The organism is Methylobacterium sp. E-012 (genome assembly GCF_057836545.1).
Genome location: NZ_JBYQEY010000001.1, coordinates 750,565 through 770,030 on the forward strand (window position 1 = coordinate 750,565; position 19,466 = coordinate 770,030).

Here is a 19,466-nt window from a genome sequence, read left to right on the forward strand (position 1 = left end):
CCGACCCGCGTGGAGCGCAAGCGCACCGGCCACGCCGTTCACCGATGGGCGGCGGGGGACCCGGCGCGCAGGGGCTCGATGCTGGTCGCCCGGCGCCACAACTGGAGCATGATCCAGGCCGCGAACAGGCTGAAGAGGCCCATCAAGACGTGGCCGACCCGATCCCCGAGATCGAACAGGCCCGCCAGGGCCCAGCCGGCCGCGATGGCCACGGCGAACACCTCGGTGCCGACGAGGACCATCATGCTCACGATGGTGATGGCGTTGCGCCCGTTCACGAGATCCACCCTCGAAACGATTCGGGTCTCGGACGGAACCGTCCGAGACCCGTGCTGCTAGCCCACCGGGGCCAGCCTAGGCAACCGACCGCATGGAAACGGTTCAGCGCGGCGCGCGCTTGGCCAGGATCCGCTGCAGCGTGCGCCGGTGCATGTTCAGGCGCCGGGCGGTCTCGCTGACGTTGCGGCTGCACAGTTCGTAGACCCGCTGGATATGCTCCCAGCGGACCCGGTCCGCCGACATCGGGTTCTCCGGCGGGTCGGCCCGCTCGCCGGGCTGGGCCATGAGCGTGCCGTGGATCTCGTCGGCGTCGGCGGGCTTGGCGAGGTAGTCGAAGGCGCCGAGCTTCACTGCGGTGACCGCGGTGGCGATGTTGCCATAGCCGGTCAGGATCACGCCCCGGGCCTCGGGGCGGCGCTCCTTGAGCCGGGCGATCACGTCGAGGCCGTTGCCGTCGCCGAGGCGCATGTCGATCACCGCGAAGGCGGGGGCCCGCGCCTCGACGGCGGAGACACCGTCCGCGACGCTGTCGGCGACCTGCACATGGTAGCCGCGGCTCTCCATGGCGCGGGCGAGGCGCGTCTGGAAGGGCTTGTCGTCGTCCACGATCAGCAGGCTGCGGTCGGAGAAGGCGGCGAGCGGATCGGCGTCGTTGATCACGGCAGCGTCGGTCGCCGGCGTGGTCCCGGGCTGCGTCAGCATCCGGCTTTCCTTTCGAGTTTTCGGGGTCGGGTTCTTGATCTGTCTTTCATATAGGGACGACATCGCGCGGCGGCAGGGGGTGGCGGATATTGAATTCCGGCGAATGGCGCGGCACCGCCCCCCGTTCGAAGATGTGCCGGGCCCAGGAGACGCGCACGACCGCCCCGTGGGAGTCCGGGATGGGCACGTTCATCAGGACGAGCTGGGCGCCCGAGCGCTCGATCAGGGTCTTGGCGATGAACAGGCCGAGGCCGAGCCCGGCCCCCACGGTCCCGCCCGATTGCGGCCGATCCTGGCTGCGGGTGGTCACGTAGGGCTCGCCCGCCCGCAGCAGCACCTCGCTGGAAAAGCCCGGGCCGTCGTCGCGGATCTCGATCCAGACCCGCTCCGGGTTCCAGCGCCCCTCGATCGAGACCCGCGCCTCGGCGAAGTCGACGGCGTTGTCGAGGATGTTGGCGAGCCCGAACATCACCCCCGGGTTGCGGCGGCAGGCCGGTTCGGGGCCGTCCCCGAGGCTGCTGATGTCGAGGGCGGTGCCCAGCGCCCGCTGCGGCGCCACCAGCTCCTCGACGAGGTGGCTGAACGTCACCGTCTCCAGGAAGCCCGCGCCGTCCCCGTCCAGCGAGGTGAGCTTGCCGAGGATGCCGCGGCAGCGGTCGACCTGCTCGCGCAGCAGGGTGAGATCCTCCGCCACGGCGGGGGACGCGGTGGGCCCGAGCTGGCGGATCAGCTCCTTGGTGACCACCATGATGGTGCCGAGGGGCGTGCCCAATTCGTGGGCCGCCGCGGCCGCGAGCCCGTCGAGCTGTGACAGGTGCTGCTCCCGGGCGAGCACCAGCTCGGTGGCGGCGAGCGCCTGGGCGAGCAGCCGGGTCTCCTCCGCCACCCGCCACGCGTAGACGCCCGTGAAGGCGGTGCCGAGCAGGATCGCGGTCCAGACCCCCGACACGTACAGGAACGGCAGCTCGATCCGCCCGTCGGCGAACCAGGGCAGGGGGCGGTGGACCAGGGCCAGCAGGGTCGCGAGTCCCACCGCCAGCAGCCCGAGCGCCAGCGTCCGCTCGGGCGGCAGCGCGGTGGCCGAGATCAGCACGGGGGCGAGGAACAGCAGCGAGAACGGGTTCTGGAGGCCGCCGGTGAGGAACAGCAGGGCGGCGAGCTGCACGATGTCGAAGGCGAGCAGCAGGGCGGCGGAATCGTCGCTCAGCCGGTAGCTCGCCGGGAAGCGGATGCGCAGCGCCAGGTTCAGCCAGGACGAGGTGGCGATCACCAGGAAGCACCAGCCGAAGGGCAGGGGCAGGCCGAGGCCGAACTGCGCCCCGACCACGGCGGCGCTCTGGCCGGTGATCGCGAGCCAGCGCAGGCGCACGAAGGTGTCGAGCCGCAGGTGTCGGGCGTCGCGGCCGAGGCCGCTGAGGTCGGTATCGGGCATGCGCTGCTTCATTGGGCCGCCGGAGAGATCGGCCCGGGCGGCTTTTCGCGGAGCCCCGGCGATGGCGCGGAGGCAGGGGGGCCGGCAAGCGGTCCGGGCCGAATCGTCGCGGGCGATGTGGTCACAGGCAAGTCCGCCTGAATGGGGGATGTTCCATTATCGTTCAGGGAAGACCATTATCCTGGCAACGCGATGCGTTGAGAGTTCCATGCCGGCAGACGCTGGAGCGTCGGCGGCCGGATGGGGATCCGTGAGGTGACGATGCTCCTGGCCTACTCGCTATACGAGGGCGCCCGCGCCCTGATGACGCCGGCCCGGATCGCCGCCGACCTCACCCGCTACGGGCTCCAGATCCCCGGCAATCCCCTGGCCTACGGCCCCTACGCGCGGGCGGTCAGCGCCGGCTGCGAGATGTTTGAGCGCGCCACCCGCCAGTACGGCAAGCCCGCCTTCGGGTTCGGCGAGACGGTGGTCGACGGCGTGTCCGTGCCGGTCACCGAGCGGGTGGTCTGGGAGCGGCCGTTCTGCCGCCTGGTCGCCTTCGATCGGGCCTTCGGGACCCCGCCCGCCGAGCCGCAGCCGAAGCTGCTCATCGTCGCGCCGATGTCGGGGCATTACGCGACGCTGCTGCGCGGCACCGTGGAGGCGATGCTGCCGAACCACCGGGTGTTCGTCACCGACTGGACCGACGCGCGGATGGTGCCGCTGCTCGCCGGGCGCTTCGACCTCGACGACTACATCGACTACCTCCAGGAGATCTTCGCCGTCCTCGGCCCGGACCTGCACGTCATGGCCGTGTGCCAGCCGGCGGTGCCGGTGATCGCCGCGGTGGCGCTGATGGAGGCGGCCGACGAGCCGGCGGTCCCGGCCTCGATGACCCTGATGGGTGGCCCGATCGACACGCGCCGCTCGCCCACCGCGGTGAACTGCCTGGCGCAGGAGCGCGGCCAGACCTGGTTCGAGCGCAACACGATCAGCCTGGTGCCGCCGCTCTATCCGGGGGCGTGGCGCCGGGTCTATCCGGGCTTCCTGCAGCTCTCGGGCTTCATGGCGATGAACCTGGACCGGCACGTCACCGCGCATACCGACATGTTCGACCACCTGGTGAAGGGCGACGGCGACTCGGCCGAGAAGCACCGGGAGTTCTACGACGAGTATCTCGCGGTGATGGACCTCACCGCCGAGTACTACCTCCAGACGGTGCAGACCGTGTTCGTCGATCACGCCCTGCCGCAGGGCCGGATGGCGCACCGCGGCACGCCGGTCGATCTCGGGGCGATCCGCCGCTGCGCGATCCTGGCGGTCGAGGGCGAGAACGACGACATCTCCGGGGTCGGGCAGACCAAGGCGGCGCTCGACCTGACGCCGAACCTGCCCGACGCGCGCAAGGCCTATCACCTCCAGGCGGGGGTCGGGCATTACGGCGTGTTCAACGGCTCCCGCTACCGGGCGGTGATCGCTCCGCGGATCGCGGCCTTCATCCGCGCCATGCGGGCGGTCCCGGGCACACGCGGCGGCCACCTGCGGCAGGTGGGCTGAGACGCCCGGATCCGGGGGCTGGACGGGACCGATCCGGTCTCGCCGCCGCCGCCCGCCCGCCCGCCCGCCCCCGCAGAGAGGGGAGGAAGCGCGCGCGGCGGCTCCGACTGCCATACCCGTCGACCGGATCCCGTACAGGCCGGCCGGCCCGCCCCGGTGAGACCCCCCAGATTCTGAATACATAACGCATCTCCGGCCGGGCTGGCGCGGGGCTTGCGAGGCGCTGGGCGTGAGTTCGATCAGCGCCGATCCCGCCTGCCTCCGTCCCCCCGCGCCGCGCCCGGCGGCCAGGGGCGTGCCGGCCCGTGCCCCGGTGTCACGCCGGGCCATTGCGTCGTTGCTCGAGAACCGCGCAAACTCGCCCACAGGGTGTAGGCCGACACTTCGGGCCTGAGATCCGCGCCGCCAGGGAGATCACGATGGACCGCAGGACCTTCCTCAAGGGCTCGGCCGCGCTCGGGCTGGCCGCCCCGCAGATCGCGAGGCCGGCCCTGGCGCAGGGCGCCAAGGTGCTGCGCTTCGTGCCCCAGGCCAACCTCGCCAATTTCGACCCGATCTGGGGGACCCAGTACGTGGTGCGCAACGCCGGCACCCTCGTCTGGGACATGCTCTACGGCGTCGATCAGCAATTGAAGCCGCAGCGCCAGATGGTCGAGTCCGAGGAGGTCTCGGGCGACCACCTGACCTGGACCTTCCGGCTCCGCCCCGGCCTGACCTTCCACGACGGCGAGCCGGTGCGGGCCAAGGACGTGGTGGCGAGCCTCACCCGCTGGATGGCCCGGGACCCGATGGGCGTGATGATCCGCGGGATCCAGGACGAGCTGGCCGCGACCGACGACAGGACCTTCCGCTGGCGCCTGAAGAAGCCGTTCCCGAAGCTGCTGTTCGCCCTCGGCAAGACCAACGCCCCGATGGCGCTGATCATGCCGGAACGGATCGCCAAGACCGACCCGTTCACGCAGATCACCGAGTATGTTGGCTCCGGCCCGATGAAATTCGTCCGGAACGAGTGGGTGCCGGGCGCCCGGGCGGTGTTCGAGAAATTTGCCGGCTACAAGCCCCGCGACGAGCCGAATTCCTGGCTCGCCGGCGGCAAGCGCATCCTGGTCGACCGGGTCGAGTGGGTGATCATGCCGGATGCGGCCACCGCCTCGGCGGCGCTGCAGAACGGCGAGGTCGACTGGTGGGAGAACCCGATCTCCGACCTCGTGCCGCTCCTGCGCAAGAACGCGAGCCTCACCGTCGACATCGCCGACCCGCTGGGCAACATCGGGTCGTTCCGGATGAACCACCTGTATCCGCCCTTCGACAACCCGAAGATCCGCCAGGCGGTCATGACCGCGATGAGCCAGGAGGATTACATGCGGGCGATCGTCGGGGACGACGATGGCCTGTGGAAGAAGCTGCCGGGCTTCTTTACCCCCGGGACACCCCTCTACAGCGAGGCCGGCGGGGGCAAGGTCGGCACGGGCGACATCAAGCTCGGCCAGAAGCTGCTCAAGGAGGCGGGCTACAAGGGCGAGAAGGTGGTCTGCGTCGTCGCCCAGGACCAGGCGATCACCAAGGCCCAGGGGGACATCACCGCCGACCTGCTGAAGCAGATGGGCTTCGACGTCGATTTCGTCGCCACCGACTGGGGCACCACCGGCACCCGTCGGGCCTCCAAGGCGCCCCCTGCCCAGGGCGGCTGGAACATGTTCCACACCTGGCACGCGGGGGCCGACACCATCAACCCGGCGGGCTATCCGGCGGTGCGGGCGAGCGGCGACACGGCCTGGTTCGGCTGGCCGAACATCCCGCCGGTGGAGACCGCCATCGCCGAGTGGTTCGACGCCGCCGACCCGGCTGCCGAGAAGGCCGCCATCGACAAGGTCAACGCGGCGGCCTGCGCGGGCGTGGTCTACGTCCCGACCGGGTTCTTCCTGGGCTACCAGGCGTGGCGCAAGAATGTCTCGGGCATCGTGAAGGGGCCGATCCCCTTCACCTGGGGGGTTTCGAAGGCGTGATGGAGCGGGTGGTCATCATGCCGGTACGCGCCGCACGCGCTCCCTCCCCCCTCTGCGGGGGAGGGTGGCCCCCGAAGGGGGTCGGGAGAGGGGAGCGACGGTACAGAACGAGGCTGAGTCCGTCACATTTGTTCTACCCTATCCTGAACCCGGGCTCCCCTCTCCCGACCCCTGCTGACGCAGGGGCCACCCTCCCCCGCAGAGGGGGGAGGGGGATCCGCGGCGCCGGCCGCGCCCTCCGGCCCACCGCATAGCGAGGCCCCATGCTCGGCTATATCGGCAGGCGCATCCTGGCCACCATCCCGGTCATGGCGGTGGTCGGGTTGTTCGTCTTCAGCCTCCTCTACTTCGCCCCCGGCGATCCGGCGGCGATCATCGCGGGCGACCAGGCGACCCCCGACGACGTCGCCCGGATCCGCGCCTCGCTGGGCCTCGACCGGCCGTTCCTGGTCCGGTTCGGGGAATGGTCCTGGCAGATCCTCCACGGGGATCTCGGCACCTCGATCTTCACCAACCTGCCGGTCACCACCATGATCGGCCAGCGGGTCCAGCCCACCGTCTCGCTGATGCTGGTCACCCTGATCTTCGCCATCGTGGTGGCGGTGCCCCTCGGCGTCGTCGCGGCCTGGAAGGCCGGCAGCCTGATCGACCGGCTGGTCATGGGGATCGCCGTGCTGGGCTTCTCGGTGCCGGTCTTCGTGGTCGGCTACGTGCTCGCCTACGTCTTCGCCCTCGAACTCGGCTGGCTGCCGGTGCAGGGCTACACGCCGATCGAGCAGGGGCTGTGGCCCTGGCTGTCCAACCTGATCCTGCCGGCGGTGACGCTGGGCCTCGTCTACATCGCGCTGATCGCCCGGGTGACCCGGGCGACCATGCTCGACGTGCTGCAGCAGGATTACATCCGCACCGCCCGGGCGAAGGGCCTGTCGCAGGGGCCGGTGCTGTTCATCCACGCCCTCAAGAACGCCGCGGTGCCGATCGTCACCGTGATCGGCATCGGCATCGCCCTGCTGATCGGCGGCGCGGTGGTGACCGAGACGGTCTTCGCGATACCCGGCCTCGGGCGCCTCACCGTCGATGCGATCCTGCGGCGCGACTATCCGGTGATCCAGGGCGTCGTGCTGCTGTTCAGCTTCGTCTACGTGCTTGTGAACCTCGCCATCGACCTCTTCTACACCGTGCTCGACCCGAGGATCCGCTATTGACCGCGACCGTCGCGCCCTTCCCCGATCACGCCCCGCCCGCCGGGCTCCCGCCCGAGGAGGCCGTCCCCAAGGCAGCGCCGCCCCCCGGCCTCGCCGTCGCGGCGCCCCTGCCGGACGTGATCCCGGCCCGCAAGCACCGCGGCCCGGTCTGGACCTACATGCGCCGCAACCCGACCATCGTGGCCGGCGGCGTCCTGCTCCTCGTCGTGTTCCTGATGGCGCTGCTGGCGCCCTGGCTCGGCACCGTCGACCCGACCGCCCTGGCGCCGGCCAAGCGCACCCGGGTGCCCTCCGCCCAGTATTGGTTCGGCACCGACATGCTCGGCCGCGACGTCTATTCGCGGGTCGTCTACGGCGCCCGGGTGTCGCTGCTGGTCGGCTTCTCGGTGGCGTTCCTCGCCTCGATCGCCGGCCTCGCGGTCGGGCTCGTCTCCGGCATGGTCCGCTGGCTCGACGGGATCGTCATGCGGGTCGTCGACGGCATGATGTCGATCCCGCCGATCCTGCTCGCCATCGCGCTGATGGCGCTGACCCGCGGCTCCGTCCAGAACGTGATCGTGGCGATCACCATCGCGGAGATCCCGCGCGTGGCGCGCCTCGTGCGCGGCGTGGTCCTGTCCCTGCGCGAGCAGCCCTATGTCGAGGCGGCGGTGACCACGGGCACGCGCATGCCGGCGATCATCTGGCGCCACATCCTGCCCAACACGCTGGCGCCCATGACCGTGCAGGCGACCTATATCTGCGCCTCCGCGATGATCACCGAGGCGATCCTGTCGTTCATCGGCGCGGGCGTGCCGCCGGCCACTCCCTCCTGGGGCAACATCATGGCCGAGGGCCGGGCGCTCTGGCAGGTGAAGTTCTACATCATCCTGTTCCCGGCGGTCTTCCTGTCGATGACCGTTCTGGCGGTGAACCTCGTCGGCGACGGCCTGCGCGACGCCCTCGACCCCCGCATGGCGAAAGACGTCTGATGAGCACCGGCATGAGCGGCACACCCCTCCTGTCGATCGAGAACCTGCAGGTCCATTTCCGCACCCCCGACGGGGTCAACCGGGCGGTCGACGGGGTCTCGTTCGCGATCCAGTCCGGCGAGACCCTGGCGATCGTCGGCGAATCCGGCTGCGGCAAGTCGGTGACCTCCATGTCGATCCTGCGGCTCCTGCCCGAGCCGCCGGCCCGCATCGCCGGCGCGATCAAGTTCGAGGGCAAAAACCTCCTCGACCTGCCCAACGGCGCCATGCGCAAGATCCGCGGCAACGACATCAGCGTGATCTTCCAGGAGCCGATGACCAGCCTGAACCCGGTGCTGACGGTGGGCCGCCAGATCGGCGAGACGCTGCGCCTGCACCAGGGCCTGAGCCGGCGCGCCGCCGAGGACCGGGCGGTGGAGATGCTGACGCTGGTCGGCATCCCCGAGCCGCGGCGCCGGGTCCGGGAATACCCGCACCAGCTCTCGGGGGGCATGCGCCAGCGGGTCATGATCGCCATCGCGCTCGCCTGCTCGCCCAAGCTCCTGATCGCCGACGAGCCGACCACGGCGCTCGACGTGACCATCCAGGCCCAGATCCTCGACCTGATGCGCGACCTGAAGGCCCGGGTCGGCGCCGCGATCATGCTGATCACCCACGATCTCGGGGTGGTGGCCGAGGTCGCCGACCGGGTGGTGGTGATGTATGCCGGCCGCAAGGTCGAGGAAGCGTCGGTCCGCGACCTGTTCCGGGCGCCGCGCCATCCCTACACGCGGGGCCTGATGGGGGCGGTGCCCAAGCTCGGCGCCCTGGAGCACGGCGGCGACGCGCGGCTCGCCGAGATTCCCGGCATGGTCCCGAGCCTGAAGGGCCGGATCGAGGGCTGCGTCTTCGCCGGGCGCTGCCCGGACGTGACCGATGTGTGCCGCACCTACGCCCCGGCGCTCGAGCCGAAGGCGCCGGGCCACCTCGCCGCCTGCCACTACGCGCCGAAGGAGGCGCTGGCGGCATGAGTCTTTTGGGACGGACCGGCAAACCCACACGCCCTCCCTCCCCCCTCTGCGGGGGAGGGTACCCTGCGCAGCAGGGGGGGAGAGGGGAGCGCCGGTGCAGATATCGGCTCGGCCCTCATGACGGTCGCGTCCTTTTCGGAAGCCGCGTTCCCCTCTCCCGACCCCCTTCGGGGGCCACCCTCCCCCGCAGAGGGGGGAGGGAGGACGCGGGCATCGCCGCGCTCAACCTTCATACGGAGCTGTGCCCGTGACCGGCCGCACCCTGCTGGAGGTCAACGACCTCAAGAAGCACTTCGCCCTCGGCGGCGGCCTGTTCGGCCGGTCGAACCGCGTGCTCAAGGCGGTGGACGGCCTGTCCTTCACGGTCGCCCGGGGCGAGACCCTGTCGCTCGTCGGCGAATCCGGCTGCGGCAAGTCCACGGTCGCCAAGGCGCTGATGCGCCTCTACGCCCCCACCGCCGGCCAGGTGGTGCTCGACGGCCGGCGGATCGACGACCTCTCGGCCGGGGCGCTCCGGCCCCTGCGGCGCCACATCCAGATGGTGTTCCAGGACCCGTTCTCGTCGCTCAACCCGCGGATGCGGGTGCGGGCGATCCTGGCCGAGCCGATCCGCAATTTCGGGCTGGCCAGGGGCTCGGCCGATCTCGAGGCGAAGCTCGCCTCCCTGATGGAGCGGGTCGGCCTGCCCCGGGAGGCGCTGGGACGCTGGCCCCACGAATTCTCGGGCGGCCAGCGCCAGCGCATCGGCATCGCCCGGGCGCTCGCCGCCGAGCCGGACCTGATCATCTGCGACGAGGCGGTCTCGGCGCTCGACGTCTCCGTGAAGGCGCAGATCGTCAACCTGCTGCGCGATCTCCAGCGCGAGCTCGACCTCGCGATGCTGTTCATCTCCCACGACCTCGCCATCGTCGAGCACATGACCCACCGGGTGGCGGTGATGTATCTCGGCAAGATCGTCGAGATCGGCCCCCGCCGCGACCTGTTCCTGGCGCCCAAGCACCCCTACACCCAGGCGCTGCTCTCGGCGGTGCCGATCCCCGAGCCCGGGGCCGGGCGCACCCGCATCGTGCTCAAGGGCGACGTGCCGAGCCCGATCAACCCGCCCGCGGGCTGCCGCTTCCACACCCGCTGCCCGCAGGCCTTCGACCGCTGCCGGGTCGAGGTGCCCGGGCTCGACCGCGTCGGCGCCGGCCACTTCGCCGCCTGCCACCTCAACGACGCCGCCGCACCGGCGGTCGCGGCCTGACCGATCCGGAGACAGCTGTGCAGCACGACCTCCTCCTGAAGGGCGCGCGGGTCATCGACCCGTCGCAGGACCATGACGGGATCTGCGACGTCGCCTTCGCGGAGGGCCGGGTCTCGGGCTTCGGCCGCGACCTGCCCGTCGGCCCGGGCACGCAGGTGCGCGACATGGCTGGCGCGATCGTGACCCCGGGCCTGATCGACCTGCACACCCACGTCTACTGGGGCGGCACCTCGATCGGCATCGACGCCGACGAATTCTGCCGGACCTCCGGGGTGACCACGTCGGTCGATACCGGCAGCGCCGGGCCCGGCAACTTTGCCGGATTCCGCAAGCACGTCATCGACCGATCAGAGGCGCGGATCCTCGCCTATCTCCACGTGTCGTTCGCCGGCATCTACGCCTTCTCCAAGACGATCATGGTCGGCGAGAGCCAGGATCCGCGGCTGATGGCGCCCCGCGAGGCCGTGGAGGTCGCCGAGGCCAACCGGGACGTGATCATCGGCATCAAGGTCCGGGTCGGGCGCAATTCCTCCGGGGACCAGGGCACCGCGCCGCTCGGCATCGCGCTTCAGGTGGCGGAGGAGACCGGCCTGCCGCTGATGGCCCATATCGACGAGCCGCCGCCGAGCTACGAGGAGGTGCTGGCGATGCTCCGCCCCGGCGACGTGCTGACCCATGCCTTCCGGCCGTTCCCCAATTCCCCCGTGACCGCCCAGGGTGCGGTGAAGCCGGCCCTGCGCGAGGCCCGGGCCCGGGGCGTGCTGTTCGACATCGGCCACGGCAAGGGCTCGTTCGCGTTCAAGACCGCCCGGGCCATGATGGCGGGCGGTTTTTTGCCGGATACGATCTCGTCCGATGTCCACCAGCTCTGCATTGACGGGCCGGCCTTCGATCAGGTCACCACGATGTCGAAGATGCTCTGCCTCGGCATGAGCCTCCGCGACGTCATCGCGGCGTCCACGGTGAACGCCGCCGTGGCGGTGAAGCGGATGGAATACGGGAGCCTGAAGGTCGGGTCGCTCGGCGACGCCACCGTGCTGGCCGTCCGGGACGGGGCGTTCGACTATGTCGACACGCGGGGCGAGCACATGACCGGCGCCCAGCGGATCCTTGCCGAGGGCGTGGTGCTGCGGGGAAAGTGGTGGCACCCGATGTGAGGGTGCGGGACCGGGACACGCAACCGCCCGTGGCTGTCTAAGACTGCAACACATGGCTGCTCGCCCATGAGCGCCGGTTTGACGGCGCCATTGCCGCCGCGTGACGGTTTTGACTGACGCGTATCCCGATCTTCTCCGCATCCTGAGGTGCTGCGCAGCAATCGCGAAGGAGGCCTACGCTCCGCTTCAGCGCCCCAGGATGTGGTTGAGCGCGGAAGGACCAACGAACAGGCTTCAGCGTCGACCGTCCGGTTTCTTGGCCACGCCGCGCCATCGAGACGCCGTGCCGTCCATGAGCGAGCCTGTTCCACGATCACGCTTCAGCCAGAATCCGGACCTGCGCCGCCCGCATGTCGCGGACTGCGTGGAGAAGCCGTATCGGGCGCCGTCGGCCGCCGCATCGACCCGGATGGTGGTCCGCGCCTCTACCCAACGGGACGATTGCCTCTCGACGTCGGATGTCCTTGGGCCACCGGCGGGGATGCTCGATTCGGAGCGTCTCCACCTTGAGAACATCTGGTCCTCCGCGTGAAGACGCTGGGTTAAATCCTTAGAATATTGAATGTATTCAATTTTCGATCACAGATCTGAAGTTTGTGGACAAAAACATATAATATTGATATTAATTGATTCGGTGCGAATAGGGAGATGCGCCATGGCCTCTCTTTCGGATGTCGTCGATATTCCGGCCGGTCTTAATGCTGGTCTGACCGCTTGTCCGGCGTCGGTGCTGATGCAGAAATTCGGCAGTCCGGGTAATCTGGCCGCAAAGTGTTCGCCCTATACGGGACCCAGAAAGAGCTTGATCAAGACTGCATCGGTCGGCCCCTTCCGAGCGACCGGGATGAACTTCGCGATCGATTCCCTGACGAAGATTTTCGCCGGCATTGGAGGGGATCATCCGGACGTGTACGCCCAGATCCATACCGCCGGAATGCTGTGTGTCCGGGAAAACAAGTCCGATCCGTCGAAATTCTCGAACCACAGCTGGGGCTGCGCGATCGACCTGTATTTCGGGGCCGATGTCGTGCCGTTCGGAGTGAACAAGACACAGCTCGGATTCCTGTACATCTACGAGACGTTCAGGGCCGCTGGCTGGTATTGGGGGGCGGGATTTTCCGGCAAGAAGGATGCGATGCACTTCGAGGTGAGCTGGAACGTCATCGATCAGATCGATGTCGGACCTCCCCCGGGCGGAGAGCTGGTGGCCGCGGCCGACTACATCGCGGAGATGGGCTACCAGGACGTCGATCTGGTCGCCTAACGCGGCCGATCGCCCCGCGCGAGCCCGGCCATCGCCGGCGGCTCGACGGTGGGCAAACGGCCTCCCGGGAACCAGAAGCGGGTCGGGGTTCTAGCGCAGGGCCAGAACCTGGACCGCGTGGGCGGCGACGTCGTGCACTGCCGGCAGGTCGTAGGTATAGATCCGCCCGGCCAGGATCGCCAGGGCGAGGGTCCAGAACACGGCGCCGGCGAAGCGGCGGGCCGTCCGGTCGCCGGCGGCCTCCGGGCAGGCGCGCGCGACGCCGTCCGCGACGGGTTCGCCGAACGGATCGAAGGCTGTCGGCTGGGTTTCCGGGGCGGTACGCATAGGGTGGAATGTTGCCTCCGGGCGCCCCGTCCGCAATGGACGCGTCTTTCGTATTTCCCTGGGCCAAGAGACTCTTGTTCTCTCCCTGCGTGGCGAGACGAACAGCTTCTTCTCATCGGTCGGGCCGAGGCCGAAGCGCGGCGAATCTCCGTCCCGGCGCTGGGGGTGATCCTCCGCCGGACCCGCCTGGGCGTCCCCTCAGCCGCCCTGCAGCCGGACCGGTCGCCCGATCCGGGCGCCGGCATCCGCCGCACGCATGCGGTCATCCGCAAGGGTCGCCCGGGCCGTATCGATCGCCACGGCGGCCGCCGCCAGGGTCCGCTGATCCGGCTCCCGCTCCCGGGCGTAGCGGACCACGTCCATGGCCAGCGCGTCGACCTCGACGGTGAGGGCGTCGATCGCCGCCGGATCCTGCAGCGCCCGGGCCTGCCCGGCGATCTCCAGGAGCCGGTCCATGATCTCGTCGATGCGCTCCCGGCGCAGGCTGGCGAGACGCTGCCGGATCCAGGCCAGGACCGAGACGAGGCCGCCGGCGAGGGCGCCCAGGAGATAGAGCGTGTCGCCGTAGCGCTCGATGAAGCCGTGCTGGTCGCGCTCGAAATAGTCGATCGCCCCGGGATGGATCGGGATGCGGGCGCTGGTGGCCGCCACGGTCGTGTCGTAGGCCGGGGCCTGGACGTATTCGGCGGCGTCCGTCACCTGCGCGGCGGCGGTGCGCTTCTCGAACAGCAGCTGGGCCACGTCGGCCGCCACCACGCGGCTCAGGGAGGCGCGCGCCATCAGGCGGTAGGAGGCGCCGACCGTCTTGACGTCCTCGGCCGGCAGCTTCGGGCGACCGCCGAACAGGCCCGCCGGGACGGTCACCGCCTGGAGCCGCGGGAAGCGCTCGATCACCGCATCGTCGTCCTCCACGGCGACGAAGGCGACCTTGCCGCCGCGGGCGACCGACTGCACGGCCCCGACCAGGGCCAGCGCCTTGGGGGCGGAGGGGGCGATGATGCTCACGAAGGCGTCGATCCGCTTGGCGCGGAATGCCTCTGCCACCGCCTCCTGATCGACCGGGACCAGCAGGACCGCGGAGTCCCGGCCCGGCCCGGCCGTCTCCTCCAGGGTGAGGCCGTAATAGCCGAGGAGGTTGCGCAGCAGCCAGAGATCGGCGTCCCGGTGGGCCGCGATGCCGAGCCGCCTGCCGGCGAGCTTCGGGAAGCTGGTGATCCCGCCCGGGTCCGGCGAGGCGATGATCATCGCCTGATCGCGCAGGATCGCCAGGGTGAGCCCGTTGGTCGGCAGCAGCACGTCGGGGCGGACCACCGCGAGGTCGGCGCGCCCGTCCTGCAGGGCGGCGGCGCTCTCGCGCACGTCGTCGAAGGGCAGGATCTTCAGCCGGACGTTGCCGCGGCCGGCCTCCAGGGCGTCGGCATAGGCTTTGATCAGCTCCGGCTCGGTGCCGTCGCGGGGGGCCACCGCGATGGTCAGGACGGTCGCCTGCAGGAGGTACCACGCCGCGACCCCGCCCGCGCCCAGGAGGGCGGCGCCCGCCAGGAGCAGAACCTCCCGACGCAGCAGCCAGGCGGGGAGGCTCCACATCGCCCCGGACGCTCAGAACAGCGAGATCAGGACGATGCCGCCGACCATCAGGGCGGCGCCGATCAGGCGCGGCGGACCGGCCTTGACCTGCTTCATGCCGAACCAGCCGAAATGGTCGAGCGCCACCGAGGTGATCAGGTTGGCGGTGATCAAGAGGCCGTTGAAGGCCCCGGCCCCGACCTTGTCGACGAACAGCAGCCCGGCGAACACCGCCACCGCCCCGGTGATCCCGGCGAGCGGCATCCACCAGCGGACGCCCGCGATGTCCGCCCGGCTCGGCAGGGGCGAGGGCCGCAGCAGGAACACCAGCGCGAACACGAACACGACGGGCACGAACGACACCGCCGCGGCGAGCCAGGGATTCTCCAGGGCGCCGCGCAGCTGCGCGTTCCAGACCACGCCGATCGCCATGAGGGCGCCGGCCACGAGGATGAACGGATAGAGCAGCTTGCCGCCGACGCCCGCCTCGCCGCCCTCGCTCTTGCCGCCGGACCGGGCGATGAAGGTCACGCCGACCGCCATCAGCAGGCCGCCGAGCCAGGGCATCGGCTTGAAGCCCGCGGCCTGCAGGCCGAACAGGCCGAGCGCGTCCATCGCCAGGGAGGTGAGGATGTTGGCGGTGAGCGTCAGGCCGTTGAACGGCCCGGCGCCGACCTTGTCGATGAAGGCGAGGCCGCCGAACACCGCCACCGCGCCGGCGACGCCCCCGAGCGGCGCGTACCAGGGCATCTTGCTCAGGGAGTCGAGGCTCGGCAGCGGCGTCGGCATCGTGAAGAACAGGGTCGTGAACACGAAGACGATCGGCAGGAACGACACGGTCGCGGCGAGCCAGGGATTGACCAGCCTGCCGCGCAGCTGCGCGTTCATGGCGTTGCCGAGGGCCTGCAGCGCGCCCGCCACGAGGATGAAGGGATAGAGGAGGGCAGCCGTCACGCGCGCAGACCTTGGGTTTCCGGGAAGGGATCAGACGAGGAGCAGGCTGGCGAGCGCCAGCACCAGGGCCGGCGGCATCACCAGCAGGCCGAGCTTCAGGAAGGTCCAGGCGCCGACATCCTGGCCCTCGCGGCGGATGGCGGTGAGCCACAGGATCGTGGCGAGCGAGCCCGTCACCGAGAGGTTCGGGCCCAGATCGACGCCGATCAGGATCGCGCCCGCCACCTTCTCGGGGACATCCGCCGCGTGCACGGCGGCGCCCGCGATCAGGCCGGCTGGCAGGTTGTTGACGAGGTTGCACAGCACCGCGACGAGCGCGCCCGCGCCCCAGGCGGTCTCCGTCGGGGCGGCGTGGGCGTAGCCCTTGAGGAGGTCCGCCAGCGTGGCCAGCACGCCGGTCTTTTCCAGGGCCTGCACCAGCACGAACAGGCCGGCGACCAGGGGCAGCACGCTCCACGACACGTCCTTGGCGACCTCGACGAAGCCGCCGCGCTTGAGCAGCAGCACCACCAGGGTGGTGGCGAGCCCCGCCACGAAGGTCGGCAGGCCGAGATCGAGGCCGAGCGCCGAGGCCCCGATCAGCACGCCGCCGGTGGCCACGATGCCGATCCCCGCCACGAGGCCGGTGCGCGACAGGGTCGCCGCCTCGACATCGGTGGCCACGCTCTGGCCGCGCAGCGTCCCGGCCTGGGTCAGGCGCAGCACCGCGTAGGTGGTGGCGATGGCGAGCAGCGAGGGCAGGGCGAACAGGCCGAGCCAGCGCACGAGCGGCGGCATGTGCTCGGCGAAGACCACGAGGTTGGCCGGGTTCGAGATCGGCAGCACGAAGCTCGCCGCGTTGGCGATGAAGGCGCAGATGAACAGGTAGGGGAGGGGGTTCTCCACCTTGGCGGCCTTGGTGGCCGCGTAGACGGCCGGCGTCAGCACCACCGCGCAGGCGTCGTTCGACAGGAACACCGTGACGACGGTGCCGACGAGGTAGACCAGGGTGAACAGCCGCGTGGCCGAGCCCTTGGCGGCCCGCACGGCGATCGAGGCGAGCCAGTCGAACAGGCCCTCCTTCCGGGCCACCTCCGACATCAGCATCATGCCGACCAGGAACAGGTAGACGTCGGTGCCCTTGAGCACGCCCTCCCAGGCGGTGGCGGGGGCGAGCAGCCCGAGGGCGACCAGGGCGCCGGCGCCGAGCACGGCCCAGATCGCCTCCGGCCAGGAGAAGGGCCGCACGATCACCCCGAGGGTCGCGAGCGCCGCGATGGCCCAGGTGGCGAGGTTGGGTGTCAGCGTCAGCGCGCCCATCGGGTCCGGTCTTCCTCAGGTCGTGAAGTTCGAAGGTCTGGCTCGGGTAGAGAGCCGGTTACCAGTGCCGGCCGAAGCGGTTGGGGCCGAGCTGGTCGCCGCGGATGCCCTTCTCCGGCCAGGCCGATGTCCGGAGCGCGTCGCTGCCGGGGCGGTCCGGGGCGGGGGGCGGCGTGAAGCCGCGCGCCACCGGCTCGATCGTGTCGGTGTCGGCGTTCGCCGCACCCGTGCGGGGGTCCAGCGTGCCGTCCGTCACCGTGACCGAGAGGCGGCGCGACCCGTCCGGCCAGGGGATCCGCGCCTCGACGATGCGCGGGCCGGCCGGGTTCATCGGGTGCGGCGGCCCGTGGTCGACGCGGGCGTGGCAGCGCCACTCCGCCTGGGGGGCGTCCGAGAGCACCAGGGCCCGCACCGTGATCGCCCCGTCCGCGGCGTCGAGGGCCGCGGTGGCGAGGCGCCGGTCGGCGGGGCCCGTGATCATCGCGAAGGGCAGGGCCCGGTCGAGGGGCTTGAAGCGCCAACTCGTCACCGCGCCGTCGATCGCCGCGACCGCGTAGCCCACAGAGCCGTCCTCGTTCTGGCCGACCGAGCGGGCCGAGGCGTAGAGCGTGCGCCCGTCATGGGCGAGTTCGTTGTAGTGGGTGTGGCCCATCTCGACGAGGCGCACCGCGTGCCCCCGGATCAGGCCGGCGAGGGCCGTTTTCTCCGCGTGGTGCTGCAGGTCGTCCGGATAGGTGTGGATGAAGACCGCGCAGGGCAGGCCGTTCCGGGTGGCGTCCGCGAGTTCCTCCTCGAACCAGGCGAGCTGGAAGGGCCCGAGCCGGAAGTCGAGGCCGAATCCCTTCCGGCCGTAGCCGGGGCTGACCATGTCGAGGAACATGCAGCGCACCCCCGCGATCGTCTCGGCGAAGTAGTAATGCGCGATCCGGGTCGGCTGCTCGGGGCGGGGCAGGTCGTGGTGCCGTGGCACGTGCGCGCCGCCCCGCGCGCCCTGCGCCACCGCGGCGAACAGCGCGTCGAAGGCCGCCATCGCGCCGTGCTGGCGGTCGTGGTCGCCGGGGATCAGGCGGATCGGGAGGTCCGGATGCGCCGCCAGGGCCTCCGTCAGGATCGCGTACTGCTCCGCCTTCCCGTCCTCGGCGAGGTCCCCCGGCAGATAGGCGAAGTCGACGAGACCCCGCCCGTGGAGGCCGTCGACCTCACGCAGGATCGCCCGCAGGTCCTCGGCGTTGCGGTCGCCCGCGCATTCCAGGTGCAGGTCGCCGATATGCGCGAAGGCGAACACGTCGCGGACCCCGCTCATGGGGCGCCCGCGTGGCGGCGGCCCGCCCCCCGTCCGATCACCCTGAATGTCCCGTCCGCCATCGCACTCTCCGGATGGGCCCCGACCATCCACCGCGACAGTCGTGACCGGCCCGACGCCCCGGATGCGGCCGAGTTCCGGCATCGGGCCCGAGCGTGGCCGCGGGGGAACCTAATTTTTCGTGATCGCCGTCGGCGCCCCGGATAGATCCCGCAAAGTGTCGTGAAATCGGACGCCTTGTGTCTGCTTGGTGGACACATGCCCGGCCGTCGGGACGACAGGGCCCGGTCGGCCGATGCTTGCCGCGGCGCCACGAGGATTGCCGGTCCTCGGCCCAGGGCCCTGTCGCGGCGGGCGCGGCAGAATCCGGCCGGTCAGAGACTCTCGATCCAGCGATGCAGGACCGCGCCGGGGGTGTGATCCGGGCGGTGCGGTGCGTCGGACCGGCCCGGCCCCCGCCTGCCCGCGCAGCCAGCTCGCGCAGAGCTGGGTGATCGCCGCCGAGGCCGCGAGGGCCTCGCGCCGGTCGAGGAGGTCGCCGCAGGCGACGACGTTTGCCACGAAATTGTGGACCCGGCGCCCGAACGGATCGCCGTCATGGTCGAGGGCGCGGCCGTGCAGGGCGTCCGGGTGGCAGCCCTGCCGCTCCAGCTGGGCGCGGGGGATCACGACGTTGGTGGCGTCGACCGGCCCCGCGACGATGCGCACGGGCTGGGCCAGGTCGAACACGACGCACTGGACCGCGGCGCCGGTGCCGGGGCCCTGGTCGGTCTCCACGCGGCTCTGCCCCCGGCGGTAGAACTGCAGCAGGATGTGGTCGAGGCCCTGCTGGCTGACCATCTGCGGCGACCGCCCCAGGGCGTGGGCCGGGGCGATCACGTCGCCGACCAGCAGGTCGCCGAGGTGGTAGCTGCGCATGGCGATCGGGACCGTCAGGTCGGTCTCGGGCCGGAAGCTCACGGCGAAGATCGCCGCGAGATGGTCCTGCCGGGCCCGGCCCACCGAGTCCGGATCCTGCGGCGGTCCGAAGCGCAGGCAGGCGACCCCGCCGACGGGCGGGCGCGCATCGGAGTTCGGCGCTCTCTGATCAGAAGACATGGCTGGAGCCTGACGCGCGTCCCAGTTTCGATCGATGATAAACACAGTATAGCGCCGAGATCCTGTAGAACATCGAGGCGGTAGTCTGCGGCGGGATCGTTGGGGCCC

At 70.7% G+C, this 19,466-nt stretch carries 17 protein-coding genes; 8 read left to right on the plus strand and 9 right to left on the minus strand.

The features are described 5' to 3' along the window. Positions 1–38: 38 nt before the first annotated feature. The 3 genes from AC3IF1_RS03495 to AC3IF1_RS03505 all read right to left on the minus strand — a co-directional run bounded on the left by AC3IF1_RS03495 (position 39) and on the right by AC3IF1_RS03505 (position 2,413). A complete protein-coding gene (locus AC3IF1_RS03495; protein ID WP_243972890.1) occupies positions 39–278 on the minus strand; it encodes a hypothetical protein in 240 nt (79 codons plus the stop codon). A 103-nt stretch (positions 279–381) separates the two neighbouring features. Continuing rightward, positions 382–981, minus strand: a complete 600-nt coding sequence (locus AC3IF1_RS03500) for an ActR/PrrA/RegA family redox response regulator transcription factor (RefSeq protein WP_243972847.1) — start codon at positions 979–981, stop codon at positions 382–384. Positions 982–1,027: 46 nt separating this feature from the next. Beyond that, entirely contained in the window at positions 1,028–2,413 is a 1,386-nt protein-coding gene (locus tag AC3IF1_RS03505) for an ActS/PrrB/RegB family redox-sensitive histidine kinase (RefSeq protein WP_243972849.1), read from the minus strand. A gap of 261 nt (positions 2,414–2,674) precedes the next feature. On the opposite strand from AC3IF1_RS03505, the gene AC3IF1_RS03510 reads away from it, so the two are divergent. The 8 genes from AC3IF1_RS03510 to AC3IF1_RS03545 all read left to right on the plus strand — a co-directional run bounded on the left by AC3IF1_RS03510 (position 2,675) and on the right by AC3IF1_RS03545 (position 12,811). Next, positions 2,675–3,952 (plus strand): polyhydroxyalkanoate depolymerase, encoded by a 1,278-nt coding sequence (locus tag AC3IF1_RS03510; protein ID WP_489220308.1) that lies wholly within the window; start codon positions 2,675–2,677, stop codon positions 3,950–3,952. 419 nt (positions 3,953–4,371) lie between these two features. After that, positions 4,372–5,958 carry an ABC transporter substrate-binding protein gene (locus AC3IF1_RS03515; RefSeq protein WP_489215882.1) on the plus strand — a complete coding sequence of 529 codons (1,587 nt, stop codon included), beginning with the start codon at positions 4,372–4,374 and terminating at the stop codon, positions 5,956–5,958. 263 nt (positions 5,959–6,221) lie between these two features. Further along, positions 6,222–7,163 (plus strand): ABC transporter permease, encoded by a 942-nt coding sequence (locus AC3IF1_RS03520; protein ID WP_243972853.1) that lies wholly within the window; start codon positions 6,222–6,224, stop codon positions 7,161–7,163. A 116-nt stretch (positions 7,164–7,279) separates the two neighbouring features. Continuing rightward, positions 7,280–8,134 (plus strand): ABC transporter permease, encoded by an 855-nt coding sequence (locus AC3IF1_RS03525; RefSeq protein WP_489220309.1) that lies wholly within the window; start codon positions 7,280–7,282, stop codon positions 8,132–8,134. Next, complete coding sequence (locus AC3IF1_RS03530; RefSeq protein WP_489215884.1) at positions 8,134–9,144, plus strand: ABC transporter ATP-binding protein; 1,011 nt, start codon at positions 8,134–8,136, stop codon at positions 9,142–9,144. Before AC3IF1_RS03525 ends, AC3IF1_RS03530 begins: the two co-directional genes overlap by 1 nt. 247 nt (positions 9,145–9,391) lie before the next feature. Then, positions 9,392–10,390 carry an ABC transporter ATP-binding protein gene (locus AC3IF1_RS03535; protein ID WP_489215886.1) on the plus strand — a complete coding sequence of 333 codons (999 nt, stop codon included), beginning with the start codon at positions 9,392–9,394 and terminating at the stop codon, positions 10,388–10,390. A 17-nt stretch (positions 10,391–10,407) separates the two neighbouring features. Next, complete coding sequence (locus AC3IF1_RS03540) at positions 10,408–11,547, plus strand: amidohydrolase/deacetylase family metallohydrolase (RefSeq protein ID WP_489215888.1); 1,140 nt, start codon at positions 10,408–10,410, stop codon at positions 11,545–11,547. A gap of 655 nt (positions 11,548–12,202) precedes the next feature. Next, a complete protein-coding gene (locus AC3IF1_RS03545) occupies positions 12,203–12,811 on the plus strand; it encodes a M15 family metallopeptidase (protein ID WP_489215890.1) in 609 nt (202 codons plus the stop codon). 90 nt (positions 12,812–12,901) lie between these two features. Here the strand turns inward: AC3IF1_RS03545 and AC3IF1_RS03550 are convergent, their stop codons facing one another. The 6 genes from AC3IF1_RS03550 to AC3IF1_RS03575 all read right to left on the minus strand — a co-directional run bounded on the left by AC3IF1_RS03550 (position 12,902) and on the right by AC3IF1_RS03575 (position 19,358). Next, a complete protein-coding gene (locus AC3IF1_RS03550) occupies positions 12,902–13,138 on the minus strand; it encodes a hypothetical protein (RefSeq protein ID WP_489215892.1) in 237 nt (78 codons plus the stop codon). Between the two features lie 198 nt (positions 13,139–13,336). Then, the gene (locus AC3IF1_RS03555; protein ID WP_489215894.1) at positions 13,337–14,725 is read right to left on the minus strand and encodes a TAXI family TRAP transporter solute-binding subunit; all 1,389 of its coding nucleotides are present in this window, start codon (positions 14,723–14,725) and stop codon (positions 13,337–13,339) included. A gap of 12 nt (positions 14,726–14,737) precedes the next feature. Further along, positions 14,738–15,658 (minus strand): DMT family transporter, encoded by a 921-nt coding sequence (locus tag AC3IF1_RS03560; protein WP_489215896.1) that lies wholly within the window; start codon positions 15,656–15,658, stop codon positions 14,738–14,740. A 30-nt stretch (positions 15,659–15,688) separates the two neighbouring features. Continuing rightward, positions 15,689–16,957 carry an arsenic transporter gene (locus AC3IF1_RS03565; protein ID WP_489215898.1) on the minus strand — a complete coding sequence of 423 codons (1,269 nt, stop codon included), beginning with the start codon at positions 16,955–16,957 and terminating at the stop codon, positions 15,689–15,691. A 58-nt stretch (positions 16,958–17,015) separates the two neighbouring features. Beyond that, complete coding sequence (locus AC3IF1_RS03570) at positions 17,016–18,260, minus strand: metallophosphoesterase family protein (RefSeq protein WP_489215900.1); 1,245 nt, start codon at positions 18,258–18,260, stop codon at positions 17,016–17,018. A 171-nt stretch (positions 18,261–18,431) separates the two neighbouring features. Beyond that, on the minus strand, positions 18,432–19,358 hold the full coding sequence (locus AC3IF1_RS03575) for a cupin domain-containing protein (RefSeq protein ID WP_489215902.1): 927 nt from the start codon (positions 19,356–19,358) through the stop codon (positions 18,432–18,434). Positions 19,359–19,466: the final 108 nt, after the last annotated feature.